The following is a 14,143-nucleotide window of genomic DNA, read 5'->3' on the forward strand; positions in this document are numbered from 1 at the left end:
TGGCGAGAGAAAATCTGATGAAAAACTGGAAAACAACTGCAGAAGCAATCCTCACCTCCGGCCCGGTTGTACCGGTAATCGTGGTGAAAAAGCTGGAACACGCTGTGCCGATGGCGAAAGCGCTGGTTGCAGGTGGCGTACGCGTACTGGAAGTGACTCTGCGTACCGACTGCGCAATGGACGCTATCCGTGCGATCGCTAAAGAAGTCCCGGAAGCGATTGTTGGTGCGGGTACCGTCACTAACGTTGAGCAACTGAAAGAAGTCACCGAAGCTGGCGCGCAGTTTGCCATCAGCCCGGGCCTGACCGAATCCCTGCTGAAAGCGGCGACCGGCGAAGGCACCATTCCGCTGATCCCGGGGATCAGCACCGTATCCGAGCTGATGCTGGGTATGCAGTATGGCCTGAAAGAGTTCAAATTCTTCCCGGCTGAAGCTAACGGTGGCGTGAAAGCGCTGCAGGCAATTGGCGGCCCGTTCGCGCACATTCGTTTCTGCCCGACTGGCGGCATTTCTCCGGCTAACTATCGCGATTATCTGGCGCTGAACAGCGTGCTGTGCATCGGTGGTTCATGGCTGGTGCCAGCGGATGCGCTGGAAGCTGGTGATTACGACCGTATCACCAAACTGGCTCGTGAAGCGGTAGAAGGCGCGAAGTAATCTTCGCGCTTTAAACTGAGGCCCGGTCAGCACAAAGCTACCGGGCTTTTATATTTTATCCTGTCACCACGACCGCCGCTGCCGCCGTTTTGGCGCGCGCAACCGCTTCATCAACGCTATCTGCTACCGCCAGAGTCACGCCCAGTCGACGCGAACCGTCAATTTCCGGCTTGCCAAACAGACGCAGTTGCAGACCTGCGCCAACCGCCGCCTGGATATTACTGAAGGTAACGTTCTGGCTACTTAACTGCGGCAGGATCACTGCCGAGGCCGCCGGGCCGTACTGGCGGATTGCGCCAATCGGTAGGCCGAGGAAGGCGCGAACGTGCAGGGCGAACTCTGATAAATCCTGCGAAATCAGCGTGACCATGCCGGTGTCGTGCGGGCGTGGTGAGACTTCGCTAAAAATCACATCATCCCCGCAGACAAATAGCTCGACGCCGAACAGGCCGTGACCGCCCAGAGCCAGCACCACTTCGCGGGCTATTTCCTGCGCACGCTCCAGCGCCAAATCGCTCATCTGCTGTGGCTGCCAGGATTCACGATAGTCGCCATCTTCCTGACGATGACCGACCGGCGCGCAGAAATGTACGCCATCCACGGCGCTCACGGTCAGCAGGGTAATTTCAAAATCAAAATTCACCACGCCTTCAACAATAACGCGACCGGCTCCGGCGCGCCCGCCTTGCTGTGCATACTGCCAGGCTTCAGCCAGCTGTTCACTGGAGCGAATAAAGCTCTGACCTTTGCCGGAAGAACTCATCACCGGCTTGACGATGCACGGCAGGCCGATCCCTGCGACAGCTTCACGAAACGCCGCTTCGCTATCGGCAAAACGATAGGCTGAGGTCGGTAGTTTCAGCTCTTCGGCAGCCAGGCGACGGATTCCCTCGCGGTTCATGGTGAGCTTCGCCGCCCGCGCGGTAGGGACGACCTTCTGCCCAGCTTGCTCCAGCGCCACCAGGGTATCGGTGGCGATAGCTTCAATTTCCGGTACGATGAAGTCAGGTTTTTCCTGTTCGATTAGCGCCTGCAAGGTTTCGCCGTGCAGCATATTGATGACATATGAACGGTGCGCTACCTGCATCGCTGGCGCGTCCGGGTAACGGTCGACGGCGATGGTTTCAATCCCCAGGCGCTGGCATTCGATAGCCACTTCTTTACCCAGTTCGCCGGACCCCAACAGCATTACCTTTGTTGCCGCAGGGCGCAGCGCCGTGCCTAATACAGTCATAACTCTCTTCCGCAGTAAAAAAACATGCGCCGCATTATAAACGAAAACGTTTGCGTCTGTCTTTATATGCGTAATTTGAGTTCAGCGTGAAAATTTGTTATACTGTATAAAAATACAGTGCAAAGAGGCTGCATCATGGCGGTTGAAATTAAATATGTGGTGATTCGCGAAGGTGAGGAAAAAATGTCTTTTGCCAGCAAAAAAGAGGCCGATGCTTACGACAAAATGCTCGATCTGGCGGAAGTGCTCAACGACTGGCTAGTTGACTGTCCGCTGACGCTTGATGAAACCCAGCGCGATAGCATGTCAATGTGGCTGGCTGAGCGCAAAGAGACCTTAAATCATATTCTGCGGTCCGGGAAACTACCGGAAGCCGAGAGCAGCGCTGATGAACAACACGTCCAGGAGGAGGTGGTTGAGGATAATGCCGACGCCGTCTCTGAAGCAGCAGCTGAAGTTCCGGCTAAACCGCGTAAAGTAAAAGCCGCCTGAGTGTGCTCTCTGCCGCCGGGTTCCCTGGCGGCAAAAATCCGCTTAAGCCCCTTTCTGAGGCTAAATTTGCGCTTCTTTAGCAGTCCATAACATTTCCTGACATCGCGTAGTTTAGGCTGGTGGTATCGCTTATCGCGCAACGAGGGAAAGTATGGCTAACTGGCTTAATCAACTGCAGTCTCTGCTGGGCCAGCAGGGGCGGTCTTCTTCATCTGACGATCAATCAAGCGACAAAAATCTGCTGTTGCCGGGTGCGCTTGGCGGGCTGGCAGGGCTACTGGTTGCCAGCAAATCGTCGCGTAAACTGTTGGCCAAATACGGCACTGGTGCGCTACTGGTCGGCGGTGGTGCGATAGCAGGCAGCGTGTTGTGGAATAAATATCAGCAAAGAATGCGTGCCGGCTCGCCACAGGAACCGGCTTACTCACCTTCAGCCTCCGCGCCCCTTCAGGCGCAATCTTCAACGCAAGTCGAGCTCGACGCCCGCAGTGAACGGCTGATTATGGCGCTGGTTTTCGCCGCCAAAAGCGATGGGCATATTGACGAACGCGAACGGGCCAGCATTGAAGAGCAGCTACGCGCAGCAAACATTGACGTGCAGGGGCGGGTGTTAATTGACAGGGCGCTGTCTCAGCCTCTCGACCCTCAGCGCCTGGCGCAGGGTATCAGCAACGAGCAAGAGGCGCTCGAAGTGTATTACATCAGCTGTGCGGTCATTGATATTGACCACTTTATGGAGCGCAGCTATCTGAATGCGCTCGGCGAAGCGCTAAACCTGCCGCAGGACGTTCGCAAAGATATCGAACAGGATATTCAGGCGCAAAAACAGGCAATAGCGCCTTAAATCCTCACGTTTCGCTTGCATCGCTGGCGACTTTTGCCACCCTTATATACCTGTCATCCTTCAGTACGCTTTGGGGCATACTGAAGGATAAATAATATAAGCCGCAGAAGACGAAGTAGATGCCACCAAAAGCAAAACGAATCCCTCATGCCATGACCTTACATGGCGATACCCGAATTGATAATTACTACTGGCTGCGTGATGACGAGCGCTCTCAGCCGGAAGTGCTTGATTATCTGCGCCGGGAAAACGAGTACGGGAAAAAAGTCATGTCTTCGCAAAGTAGCCTGCAGGACAGGGTACTGAAGGAAATTATTGATCGTATTCCACCGCGCGAAGTATCGGCACCTTACAGCAAAAATGGCTATCGTTACCGGCAGGTCTATGAGCCGGGCTGCGAATACGCTATTTATCAACGCCAGTCGGTGCTAAAAGAAGAGTGGGATGAGTGGGACGTTCTGCTCGACGGTAACAAACGGGCGGCCGGTAGCGAGTTCTATACCCTCGGCGGCTTAGGGATCTCACCGGACAACCACATCATGGCGGTCGCGGAAGATTATCTTTCACGGCGGCAATATAGCTTGCGCTTGTACTCTCTGCACAACGATAACGAATACCCTGAGGTGCTGGAAAACGTCTCGCCTGATTTTGCCTGGAGTAACGATTCACAGACCCTGTGGTATGTGCGTAAACATCCGACCACGCTGCTCCCGTATCAGGTCTGGCGCCATCGTCTTGGTACCCCAGCCAGTTCAGATATCCTGGTATATGAAGAGCAGGACGATACTTTCTACGTCAGCGTTCACAAAACTACCTCCCAACAGTTTGTGGTGATTTATCTGGCCAGCGCGACCACCAGCGAAGTACTGCTGCTGAATGCAGAGATGACCGATGCTGAGCCGATCTGCTTTCTGCCGCGGCGCAAAGATCATGAATACAGTCTCGATCACTATCAGCATGCCTTTTATCTGCGATCTAACCGTGAAGGTAAGAACTTTGGCCTTTATCGCAGCACACTGCGCGATGAGCAGCAGTGGGAAACCTTAATTCCTGCCCGCCACGAGGTGATGCTGGAAGGCTTTACCCTGTTTACCGACTGGTTGGTGGTCGAAGAACGTCAGCATGGGCTGACCAGTCTGCGGCAGATCAATCGCAAAACGCGGGAGTCACAGGGCATTGCGTTTGACGATCCGGCCTATGTGACCTGGCTCTCTTATAACCCGGAGCCAGAAACTTCCCGTCTGCGTTACGGCTACTCCTCCATGACCACGCCGGATACGCTATTTGAACTGGACATGAATACCGGCGAGCGGCGGGTGCTCAAACAACAGGAAGTAAAAGGTTTTGATGCCAGCCATTACCGCAGCGAGCACCTGTGGATCAAAGTTCGTGATGGCGTTGAGGTTCCGGTGTCTCTGGTCTACCGGCATGAACATTTCCGCAAAGGAGCCAGCCCGCTGCTGGTATACGGCTATGGTTCCTATGGCGCCAGCATGGATGCGGATTTCAGCGCCAGCCGCCTGAGCCTGCTCGACCGCGGTTTTGTTTTTGCTATCGCTCATATTCGCGGCGGCGGCGAACTGGGCCAGCAGTGGTATGAAGACGGCAAGTTTCTATGCAAGAAAAATACCTTCAACGATTACCTCGACGTCTGCGATGCGCTGCTGGCGCAGGGCTACGGCGCGCCCCATTTATGCTACGGCATGGGCGGCAGCGCGGGCGGCATGCTGATGGGCGTGGCGATTAACCAGCGACCGGAACTGTTTCACGGCGTGGTCGCTCAGGTTCCTTTTGTTGATGTTGTGACGACGATGCTTGATGAGTCGATCCCGCTGACCACCGGTGAGTTTGAAGAGTGGGGTAACCCGCAGGATGCAGAGTATTACCACTATATGAAGAGCTACAGTCCTTACGACGGCATCCTGGCGCAGGCGTATCCGCACATGCTGGTGACTACGGGTTTGCATGACTCGCAGGTGCAATACTGGGAGCCGGCAAAATGGGTGGCAAAACTGCGCGAGCTGAAAACCGACGACAACCTGCTGTTGCTGTGTACCGATATGGATTCCGGTCACGGTGGTAAATCCGGGCGCTTTAAAAGCTACGAGGGCGTGGCGCTGGAGTTCGCGTTTCTGATTGGCCTGGCGCAGGGGACGCTGCCAGGCCGGGCACAAGCGTAGGGCTGGTTACTCCCCGAGATAGTGCTTAAGCGTCAAGCGCAGCTCGGGGCTCATACGATCCAGGTTATTGAATAACCAGCGCAAATAGCCGGGGTCGTTTTCCGCGATTTCAGAGACCGCCTGGCCGCGATATTTGCCGAAGGTGAAGGTAGATAGCAGCGCCGGGCGGCCGGTAATCGTGGCCATATCATCCGGCGACCAGCCGGAAGTTTTGATAATGTCGAGCAGCAGGGCCGCAGTGATATAGCAATCGTACAGAGCCCGATGATGATGCAGCCCCGGTGGTGTGGTAACGTTGAGCTTGCGCGATTTATACAACCCCATGTTGCTGTACTTAATTCCCGGCCACAGGCGGCGCGCCAGCTTCATGGTGCAAATCCACTCGCCCTGCATTTCCGGCAGCACCCGACGGTCAAAGCTGGCGTTGTGCGCGACGTACCACGGGCTGCCCATGTACAGCGGCACAATCTCCTCAATCCACGGCTTATCGGCGACCATCTCTTCGGTAATATGATGAATTGCCATCGCCTGCGGGCTGATGGGGCGGTCGGGGCGAACCAGATGGCTCATCGGATTGGTAATTTGTCCGTCCACTATATCCACCGAGGCAATTTCAACAATGCCCCCCTGCAATCCGCAGGTTTCTGTATCGATTACGCGCAGCATGGCTTGCTCCAGGCCAAAGAAACCAGCGTAATAGAATGCGCAGGTCTTGCCAACTCAGATGTCCACAGGGGACGGGAATTATTTCTGTTTCGGCTCATACGGTAGGCGGGAAAGAGAAACTGATGCCAGACGATGGGCAATCAGTCGCTCGCGAAACCAGTCACGCAGGTGCGCTGGCTGCTCTCTTTCGACTAAATCGGCGACTACCGGCATATTGTAGCGCTCTTTAAAGGCGACGCCGGCCGCAGCAAGATCGACATTCACTTTGTCCATCTCCTCCTGGGAAATTTTAGCCAGGTTCTTTTCCATTGGTTTCTCCTTTAATAATGCCGCAAAAAGTACTAAGCATGCGGCAAAAAGGCAAGTCTCAGACGCTTAGCTCGACTGTGTCATTATACAGGGTTATTCTCTGTGCTACATACATAACAAAAAGGAATGACGACTATGCCAATCATCGCCGGACGCGCGCTGCGTCTGTCTCTATTTCTCGCCTGCAGCCTGACTGCAGCAGGCGCATTTGCCCACGCGCACCTGCAACAGCAGCTTCCGGCAGCTAACGCTGAGGTGAATGCGTCGCCGCAGGCGCTGACGCTGAGCTTCTCCGAAGGGATCGAAACGCAATTTAGCGGCGTGACCCTGACCGGGCCGCAGCAGAAAACTGTTGCCCTCGGCAAACTCATCCATGATGAGGACAACAAATCCCAACTGACGGTGCCCGTCGAGCAGGCGTTAACGCCGGGTGAATATACCGTTGACTGGCATGTGGTCTCCGTAGATGGCCATAAGACCAAAGGACAATACACCTTTACTGTGAAGTAAGCTGATGCTTAGCGGAGTCTATGTCAGCTTACGTTTTATCCATTTTATCTCGCTGATGATCGCCTTCGGCTGCGTGCTTTACGGCGCGTGGTGGGCGCCGGTGACCTTGCGTCGTTTGCTGATGCAGCGCTTCTATCCGCTGATGCGCCATTTATTGTTGGCGAGCGCGCTGTCGGCGCTGTTGATGTTGATAGCGCAGGGTGGGTTAATGGGCAACGGTTGGCCGGATGTCTGGCAGCCCGCCGTCTGGCAGGCGGTTGCCGGGACACAGTTCGGCAGCGTGTGGGTGTGGCAAATTTTGTTGGCCCTGGTCGCGCTGGTGGTGGTATGGCTGAAACCACGGCGTCCGGCCCGCTTGCTGCTGATCCTCCTTTGCGCACAATTACTGCTGCTGGCAGGTGTTGGTCATGCCGCGATGAATGAAGGCTGGCAGGGGATACTGCAACGGACAAACCATGCAGTGCATCTGTTTTGTGTCGCCAGCTGGTTTGGCGGTTTGTTGCCGTTTATCTACTGTTTACGCCTGGCGCATGGGCGCTGGCGGCAGGCCGCTATTTACACCATGATGCGTTTTTCGCGTTACGGGCATCTGGCGGTGGCCGGAGCCATCGCCAGCGGCATAGTGAATGCGCTGTTTATCCAGGGAGGACTCATCAGCGACTCGCCCTGGGGGCGGATGCTGTTGTTCAAATGTGCCCTGGTGGCCGCAATGGTGGCAATTGCGCTGGTGAACCGGTATGTTTTGGTGCCACGCATCTCGGCAAGCGGAACGAGGACGGAACAGCTCATCGTGCGAACCACGCAGATGGAAATAGTATTGGGCGCGCTGGCACTGTTTGCCGTCAGCCTGTTTGCGACCTGGGAACCTTACTGAATTAACTGGTTAAATCATGAAAAAAATCGTTTTGACACTGTTGTTATTGGCAAGTTCTGGCGCTGCGCTGGCGGCACCAAAGGTGATTACCGTGAGCCGCTTTGAAGTGGGTAAGGAGAGCTGGGCGTTTAATCGTGAAGAGGTGATGCTGACCTGCCGTTCCGGCAATGCGCTGTTTGCCATTAACCCCAGCACCCTGGTGCAGTACCCGCTAAATGAAGTCGCCGAGCAGCAGATGAAAGACGGCAAGACCAACGCCCAGCCGATTTCTGTGATCCAGGTCGATGATCCGCAGCAGCCAGGACAAAAAATGAGCCTGACGCCATTTATTGAGCGTGCACAGAAACTCTGCTGATCGGTACTAGTATCCAACTGTATTTGCATGAAAAAAACCGCCATCGTCCCTTGCCGGGAGTGGCGGTTTTTTGTTGGCATTCGCAATTTTGACAGGAATTATTCGTCCACTTTTGTCGCGGACTGGAAAACCTGACACGGTAAACTATTCTTATAAGGCAAGGCGACTTAGCCTGCATTAATGCCAACTTTTAGCGCACGGCTCTCTCCCAAGAGCCATTTCCCTGGACCGAATACAGGAATCGTGTTCGGTCTCTTTTTATCTATACCCGTCATACTTCAAGCTGTATGTGCGTTGGCTTTCCTCGCTCACCCCAGTCACTTACTTCTGTAAGCTCCTGGGGATTCACTGCGTCGCCGCGTGATTCGCCCCTACGGGACTCACCCTTCCAGGGCCAGCGCAAGCGCTGTTCAAAACGGTTAACCGTTTTGTCCTGCACCTCGAATTATTTTGGGTATATTATTCAGAACGCCGCAGATTCCCTTGCAAAATCCCGGATGGTTTTTTCGGGACTTTTTTCTTATACCACAACAATAATTTCCCAAACATTTCTTTTACAAAAAAATGTCTGCCGGGCTTCAATAAGTGACGGTCACCAGAATAGTGTCGCTATAGGTACCTGCAGGCTGGTTACTCTGCGTTGGGTTAATCTTTACCGTGTAGCTCGCAGATTGCGCCGTGCCGGAACCGGTGACGCTGAGATTATTGCTCTCCGTCCATGCGCTGCCGTTAGCCTGGTAAAACTGATACTGCAACCAGGCCGTCTGTTGCGGCAGGCTCATCCTCCGCCAGTCGCCGACGCTGGTGTTGGTAGTGCTGGTGAGGTTTACGGTATAAGCTGCATTCTTAGTACAGCGAATGGTGAGTTGGCCGCTGTAGTCGCTAAAACTGGACGGCAGGGCGGCAGAGGTAAATATGACTTCCGGCGCGCTGTCGATATAGCAAAAATTGGTCACCTGCAACGACACATTCACCGTGGATACCAGGGTTCCGTTGTTTGGAATACATATCTTAATGCCCAACAGGTCGAGCCCGACGTAGCAGAATCTATACACCCAGGTAATTTTTAATGTATCGGTATAGGTACCGGCAGGGATATTTGCTCCGGGGGTGGTTCTGAAGTAGAGCGGCATGGTCCCGTCGCTGGTGTTAAATAACCCCAATAAATCGAGCAGCGTTGTTCTGCTCCAGCTAATCACGCCGCCATCCTGATAGGCTGGCGAGCATGAAGAGTCAACGCAGATGCTATATGGGACCGCATCGCCAGCGCCATTGAGCAGTAGTGGAATTTTGTTGCTCTGATTTGTTGAAGACAGGGTGGCGGTTAAGGTATTGGTCGAATTAAGTGATGCTACTTCTGGAGAGCAGTAAAAGCCTGCGCCCGCCAGGACGCCCTGCGGCGCGCTGTTGAGCGTAAATGAATCGACCGGGCCGATTTTGGGCGAACTGGCTATGATGTTACAGGCAGCCAGTGCGCTGACCGATTGTGTCAGCAAAAATAGCGCAACACATAAAAATAGAAGGTGTTTCAACGTTGTCTCCGTTGTCATCAGTTGCAGCTAACCGGGCCGATCCGCTGCGGGACAGGCGTTGATTCCGGGAGTTCGAACTCCACGTGGCATCGCACCCCCCCGGCGTTTATCGTGACGTCATTTTTGCGTGTGAGATGCGAGAACCAAACCACCCCGTCGTAGCCCACCAGACCTTGCTGTTTACTGTTTTTCTCCTCAACCGGCGTACCGACCGGCAGCGGCTGCCCTTGGGCATCGACGAAAACAATCGTCGCCGAGCGCACGCGGTTTACCGGGAAATCAACCAGCGCGCCGCTGCCTTCACGGACTGCAATACGCTTCTCCACCGTGGCGGCTTCGGTATCCGTCGGCAGAGGGAGCGTATCAAGGGTGACTTTTCCCGGGTACCAGGCCGCAGCCCAGGGGATCAGTAGATGGCCGTTCTTATCCGTCACGCCGACCTTACGGTTTTCATAATTAACCGCAATATTCGGGTAGTTGTCGGTGGAAACAACGATAAAGGCGTCGTTAATTTGCCGGGCGAAGAACAGACTGTTATCCATCAGCACCACCGAACCAGTGGCTTCAAACCAGCTGTGATGATCGTCACGTGAGCCGTAGTAGCCTCCGCTCAGCGTTGACACGCGGTTGATCCAGGTGAGATCCGCCTGGCTATAATTATCGCCGCCAACCGAGTGGGCGAGATTCCAGCCCAATCCGCCTTCTGCCGGTGCAGAGCGACTCACACTGATATTTTCTCCCCATTGACCGGAGCTGGAGCGCTGGCCGCTTAACTGCACTGAACTTTGCGAATCAAAGGGGATGATGACCTGCAGCATGCTGGCGTAGCTATTTTCTTGCAGATCGCGGTTTACGCTCAGGCTGAAGCTGCTGCTTTTCCACAGGCTGCGGCTCCAGGAGAGGTTCATCAGGCGCGTTCGTGAATTATCCTCGGCCTTGATATCGAAGTAGCCAATGCTAAAAGAACCCAATACGCGTCCCCATGGACTCAGGCTCAGCGTGGCCTGGTCTGACTGGCGGCTTAGCATGCTGGTCGAGCCATAGGTGCTGAGGTTGTCATAGTTAGCGCTGCGCTGAATATGCTGGTAATTAATCCCCCAGCTATTGCCATAGTAAGAGTAACCTGCAGTGAGCTGGTTGCCATTTCCTTCGCTGCGGCTGGCGCTGGTCGACAGGCTGAGGGTCCCCAGATTACCCACGCCGATATCGCCGCCAACCCCGGCATTTGTTAATCCTTTGCGGTCTTCGCTATGCGCTGAGAGGGTTAGCCAGTTGTTTAACCCATAGCGGTAAATCGCGCTTACCGCGCCGGTGCCATAATCGGCATTTTTGATACCGTAATTGTTGCGCAGGGCGCCGACGGTGAAATCAAAATCGCTTAGACCCTCCCGCAGGAGGGTATTTGAGACGTAAAAGGGAATATTGGTGGAAACCTGGCGGCCAAGGGCGTCGGTCGTTACCACGGTAGCTTCACCCGCGCCGCTGATATAGGGCACATTGGTCAGCGTATAGGGGCCGCCATTAATCTGCGAAGAGCTGGTTTTAAAACCATTGATAAACAGGTCGACACTTGAGGGGACCGCCGCACTGCCGGATAAGTTGAGCAGCGGATAAGTCACCAGATCCGGGCGAACGCTGAAGTTGCGGCTTACGCGTAATCCACCCATACGCACGGAGCTGCTCCAGGTGAGCGCGTTGCTCACAACATCACCTGCCTGGTAGCTTATCATCCGCTCGCTATCGCTGTACTTCCACAGGGTGTCGTAGCGCATATAGCCCTGCTGCTCATAGCCTGTTGAAGACCAGTTTTGTCGGAACACCGCATTATTGGAGAGGATACCTGCCGGGCCAAAAAGACGCGTTTCGCTGTAGGTGCTGGTGGTTTGCGTGTCGTCTGATGAGAAAAGGTTGTAGGCATCGTAGTTAAATAGAATCCCTGGACTGCTAATCGCGCCTTGGTAATTTTGCCCTGATGCCTCGCCGATTTTCTGCTCAGGAAGCCAGTTGTCCGGGACCTGCAGTTTGAGCATTTGCCCGGCCTGGTCATATTCCACCTTCACTGAAGGGAGAGTGGTGATATCCACCAGCGTGTCGCTGGTCTTCAATGGGATATGCGACTGCTGCAAAACGCTGGCTGAGACCCAATAATGACCATTGATGACCTTGACCGGAACTGTACCCGCAGGGGTATTGCCGTTGACCGATAAACCGAGGTACAGCTCATATTCCTGCTTTTCGCTGTACGATGCCGCTGGCGCAGGCAACGAATCGTAGGTCGCGGCGTAAGCTGTTACCGACGCAATCGCCAGCAGCCCCCCATAGGTCGCCCTTTTCAGGTCTCTCATGGTTAACGGTTCGCCGGAATTTCCACCGCCTGACCATTATCGGTTAATTTAGCAAACAGATGCATCCCTGAAGGAACAGCAGATTTGCCTACGGTCGGAAAACAGTTTTTTTTCTGCGCCAGTACGTAGCCAAGAAGGCCGTTAGCCTGAGAAATTTGACTCTTACCGCTGGCGTTTGCCCAGTAAACCGAACTAAGTCGGGCGTGTTGATTGCCGGTATTGTCGATGCAAAGCGCCTGACGGCTATTCTGCTGGGAAAGTGACCAGCGCAGCGTTGTCCTGACCGCTTCGACTGAGCCATCGTTCTTTAGCGGCGTGATGCCTTGCCCATAGGTAAACAGCGGCAGAACGTAGCGCATGCGCATTCTCAGTCCTGCGGAGTTTTTATCCGTTTGCACTGCCGGTTGCGCGGGAGGGATCTCATCAATAACGATACGGTAGGATTTTTCTTTTCCATTCGCGACGGGAGTAACGCGCATCAGTCGTACCAACTGGCGCTGTCCCGGCGCGACTGTGGTGAAGGGTGGACTGGCGACCACATCGTTTTGATCGGCATAGGCATCGGATGACGCTCTTTGATCCCAGGAAAAAACGCGCAGCTGTAAATTTACCGGCGTGTTGCCGCGATTCTCCAGCCACAGCTCAGAACCTTTTTCGTGGCTTTCGATAGTTTGAAATATCGGCCAGACCAGTACGGAACTGGCGGCCAGAACGGAAGCTGGGGCGGATAAAGCGAATAAAAACAGCGCAAATCTACAGCGAGTCATAGTAACCTGTGCGTTATCTAATAGGTCAGCGTGACGGTGACCGTGTCGGTATAAGAGCCCACCGCCGGGAAGCCATTCGTGGCAAAAAGGCGGCCATAAACCGTGTAGGTTTGCGTGGTGCTCGGAAATGATGCGATGCTCAAGGTCTGCGTGCTGTTACCCCATACGGTGGCACGGTTGCTATCCTGATAAAGCTGATACGCCAGGGTATTACCACCGCCGTTCGACATATAACGCTGGGCTGCTGAGCCACCGTTAACACCATAGTCGAGAGCGATTGAAATAGCGGTGCCTGGCGTGCAGGTCACGATAATCGACCCCGCGCCTGGCGTACTGGCGACATCAACATTGCTGTAGAGCGATGACATGGTGCCGAAACTCAACGTGCCGAAATCCGTCGTTTGGGAGCCGTCTCCGGCGCCAAGCGCACAGCCTGCGGTTATCTGTGCGGAGACTTTAAACGTCTTCTGGGCAGTAGCTGCATGGGCGCCCGAGGCAAAAAGCAGAAACAATGTAAGCCACGTTGGTCGAAGCATGACGCCCATTTCCCTTATGTCGTTACCAGGTTAACGTCGCGGTGACGATGTCGCTGTAGTCGCCAGCGGTAGGGGCATCCTGGTCTTCAGGGCGGATACGCGCAAAAATAGGAATTTCTTGCGGGCTGCCGGTTCCGGTGATAGCGATACTACCATCTGGCAGGATTTCGTTATTACGACCCACATCGGAGTACAGGTGATAGGCAATTAGCGCAGGACCCGTTGTATTTTTCATATAACGAAGATCTCCGGACCCTTGCTGGCCGCCATCCAGCGTCAGAGTTGATTGCAGATCCGCAGTACAGGCGATGGAGACTGCGGTGGCTCCACCGCTGCCGACCATTCCGGCATCAATGGAGTTGGCTAAATCGCCGTAGGCGCCAAAACTGATGTTCCCCCATTTGTTAAGTTCCCCCTCTCTGGAACCATTCGACACCCGGCATCCGCTACCAAGTGTAAGCTGAACGCCAATCTGACCGCTTAGCGTGCCCGCGGCAAAAGATGGCTGAATGATGACGATTGCGCTTAATAAGCCGCCTAAGACACTGCGCGATATCGTTTTGACGTTCATGGAGAACCTCTTGATGGAAAGCCGCGGAAGAAAAACAACGATGGAGCTTTATGCTTTTATCACCGAACATGCGCTCCGGTTTAGTTGATTAACATATAACTACTTCTGCGAGATAAGTGTAATGTTGTATTATCAGCTGGATTTTTTTATTTTTATGGTTTTTAAGTCTGTTTAATTTTAACGCGTTGGACGTAAATACCTCATGTTAATTTATTGTTGGTATTTTGTTTTTTTCTTTGTGTGGTGATGCTGGAGGAGGGAATAAAAAT

General features: G+C 54.1%; 15 protein-coding genes. 7 read left to right on the forward strand and 8 right to left on the reverse strand.

All coding sequences use genetic code 11. The features are described 5' to 3' along the window. Nucleotides 1-17: 17 nt before the first annotated feature. Nucleotides 18-659 carry a bifunctional 4-hydroxy-2-oxoglutarate aldolase/2-dehydro-3-deoxy-phosphogluconate aldolase gene (locus tag QVF11_RS11225; RefSeq protein WP_110274301.1) on the forward strand — a complete coding sequence of 214 codons (642 nt, stop codon included), beginning with the start codon at nt 18-20 and terminating at the stop codon, nt 657-659. A gap of 55 nt (nt 660-714) precedes the next feature. Here QVF11_RS11225 and purT read toward each other — a convergent pair whose 3' ends face one another. Next, on the reverse strand, nt 715-1,893 hold the full coding sequence (purT, locus tag QVF11_RS11230; protein ID WP_112213288.1) for a formate-dependent phosphoribosylglycinamide formyltransferase: 1,179 nt from the start codon (nt 1,891-1,893) through the stop codon (nt 715-717). Nucleotides 1,894-2,028: 135 nt separating this feature from the next. Here purT and QVF11_RS11235 point away from each other — a divergent pair, with 135 nt between their 5' ends. The 3 genes from QVF11_RS11235 (at nt 2,029) to ptrB (ending at nt 5,409) form a co-directional block, all read left to right on the forward strand. Then, nucleotides 2,029-2,385: a YebG family protein gene (locus QVF11_RS11235; protein WP_112213289.1), complete on the forward strand. Its 357-nt coding sequence runs from the start codon at nt 2,029-2,031 to the stop codon at nt 2,383-2,385. Nucleotides 2,386-2,536: 151 nt separating this feature from the next. After that, entirely contained in the window at nt 2,537-3,229 is a 693-nt protein-coding gene (locus tag QVF11_RS11240) for a tellurite resistance TerB family protein (protein WP_287856953.1), read from the forward strand. Between the two features lie 119 nt (nt 3,230-3,348). Continuing rightward, on the forward strand, nt 3,349-5,409 hold the full coding sequence (ptrB, locus tag QVF11_RS11245; protein WP_287856955.1) for an oligopeptidase B: 2,061 nt from the start codon (nt 3,349-3,351) through the stop codon (nt 5,407-5,409). Between the two features lie 6 nt (nt 5,410-5,415). Here ptrB and exoX read toward each other — a convergent pair whose 3' ends face one another. After that, nucleotides 5,416-6,075, reverse strand: coding sequence for an exodeoxyribonuclease X (gene exoX, locus QVF11_RS11250; RefSeq protein ID WP_112213292.1), 660 nt, complete (start codon nt 6,073-6,075; stop codon nt 5,416-5,418). Nucleotides 6,076-6,153: 78 nt separating this feature from the next. Then, nucleotides 6,154-6,384: a DNA polymerase III subunit theta gene (locus tag QVF11_RS11255; protein WP_110274295.1), complete on the reverse strand. Its 231-nt coding sequence runs from the start codon at nt 6,382-6,384 to the stop codon at nt 6,154-6,156. Between the two features lie 135 nt (nt 6,385-6,519). On the opposite strand from QVF11_RS11255, the gene yobA reads away from it, so the two are divergent. Genes yobA through QVF11_RS11270 form a run of 3 tightly spaced genes read left to right on the forward strand, consistent with a single transcriptional unit; the run spans nt 6,520 to nt 8,123 of the window. Next, nucleotides 6,520-6,894 (forward strand): CopC domain-containing protein YobA, encoded by a 375-nt coding sequence (gene yobA / locus QVF11_RS11260; protein WP_287856957.1) that lies wholly within the window; start codon nt 6,520-6,522, stop codon nt 6,892-6,894. 4 nt (nt 6,895-6,898) lie between these two features. Next, entirely contained in the window at nt 6,899-7,768 is an 870-nt protein-coding gene (gene copD / locus QVF11_RS11265) for a copper homeostasis membrane protein CopD (protein WP_287856958.1), read from the forward strand. A gap of 16 nt (nt 7,769-7,784) precedes the next feature. After that, the gene (locus QVF11_RS11270) at nt 7,785-8,123 is read left to right on the forward strand and encodes a YebY family protein (RefSeq protein ID WP_287856960.1); all 339 of its coding nucleotides are present in this window, start codon (nt 7,785-7,787) and stop codon (nt 8,121-8,123) included. A 578-nt stretch (nt 8,124-8,701) separates the two neighbouring features. On the opposite strand, the gene QVF11_RS11275 is transcribed toward QVF11_RS11270, so the two are convergent. The 5 genes from QVF11_RS11275 to QVF11_RS11295 are packed head-to-tail and all read right to left on the reverse strand — an operon-like array spanning nt 8,702 to nt 13,874. Beyond that, nucleotides 8,702-9,655, reverse strand: coding sequence for a Csu type fimbrial protein (locus QVF11_RS11275; RefSeq protein ID WP_287856962.1), 954 nt, complete (start codon nt 9,653-9,655; stop codon nt 8,702-8,704). A gap of 17 nt (nt 9,656-9,672) precedes the next feature. Continuing rightward, a complete protein-coding gene (locus tag QVF11_RS11280; RefSeq protein WP_287856964.1) occupies nt 9,673-12,000 on the reverse strand; it encodes a fimbria/pilus outer membrane usher protein in 2,328 nt (775 codons plus the stop codon). Nucleotides 12,001-12,002: 2 nt separating this feature from the next. Then, on the reverse strand, nt 12,003-12,767 hold the full coding sequence (locus QVF11_RS11285; RefSeq protein WP_287856966.1) for a fimbrial biogenesis chaperone: 765 nt from the start codon (nt 12,765-12,767) through the stop codon (nt 12,003-12,005). Between the two features lie 17 nt (nt 12,768-12,784). Then, nucleotides 12,785-13,303 (reverse strand): Csu type fimbrial protein, encoded by a 519-nt coding sequence (locus QVF11_RS11290; RefSeq protein ID WP_112213495.1) that lies wholly within the window; start codon nt 13,301-13,303, stop codon nt 12,785-12,787. A 22-nt stretch (nt 13,304-13,325) separates the two neighbouring features. Beyond that, complete coding sequence (locus tag QVF11_RS11295) at nt 13,326-13,874, reverse strand: Csu type fimbrial protein (RefSeq protein WP_112213298.1); 549 nt, start codon at nt 13,872-13,874, stop codon at nt 13,326-13,328. Nucleotides 13,875-14,143 lie beyond the last annotated feature (269 nt).

This window comes from Klebsiella sp. (assembly GCF_027492335.1).
Classification (GTDB): domain Bacteria; phylum Pseudomonadota; class Gammaproteobacteria; order Enterobacterales; family Enterobacteriaceae; genus Klebsiella; species Klebsiella huaxiensis.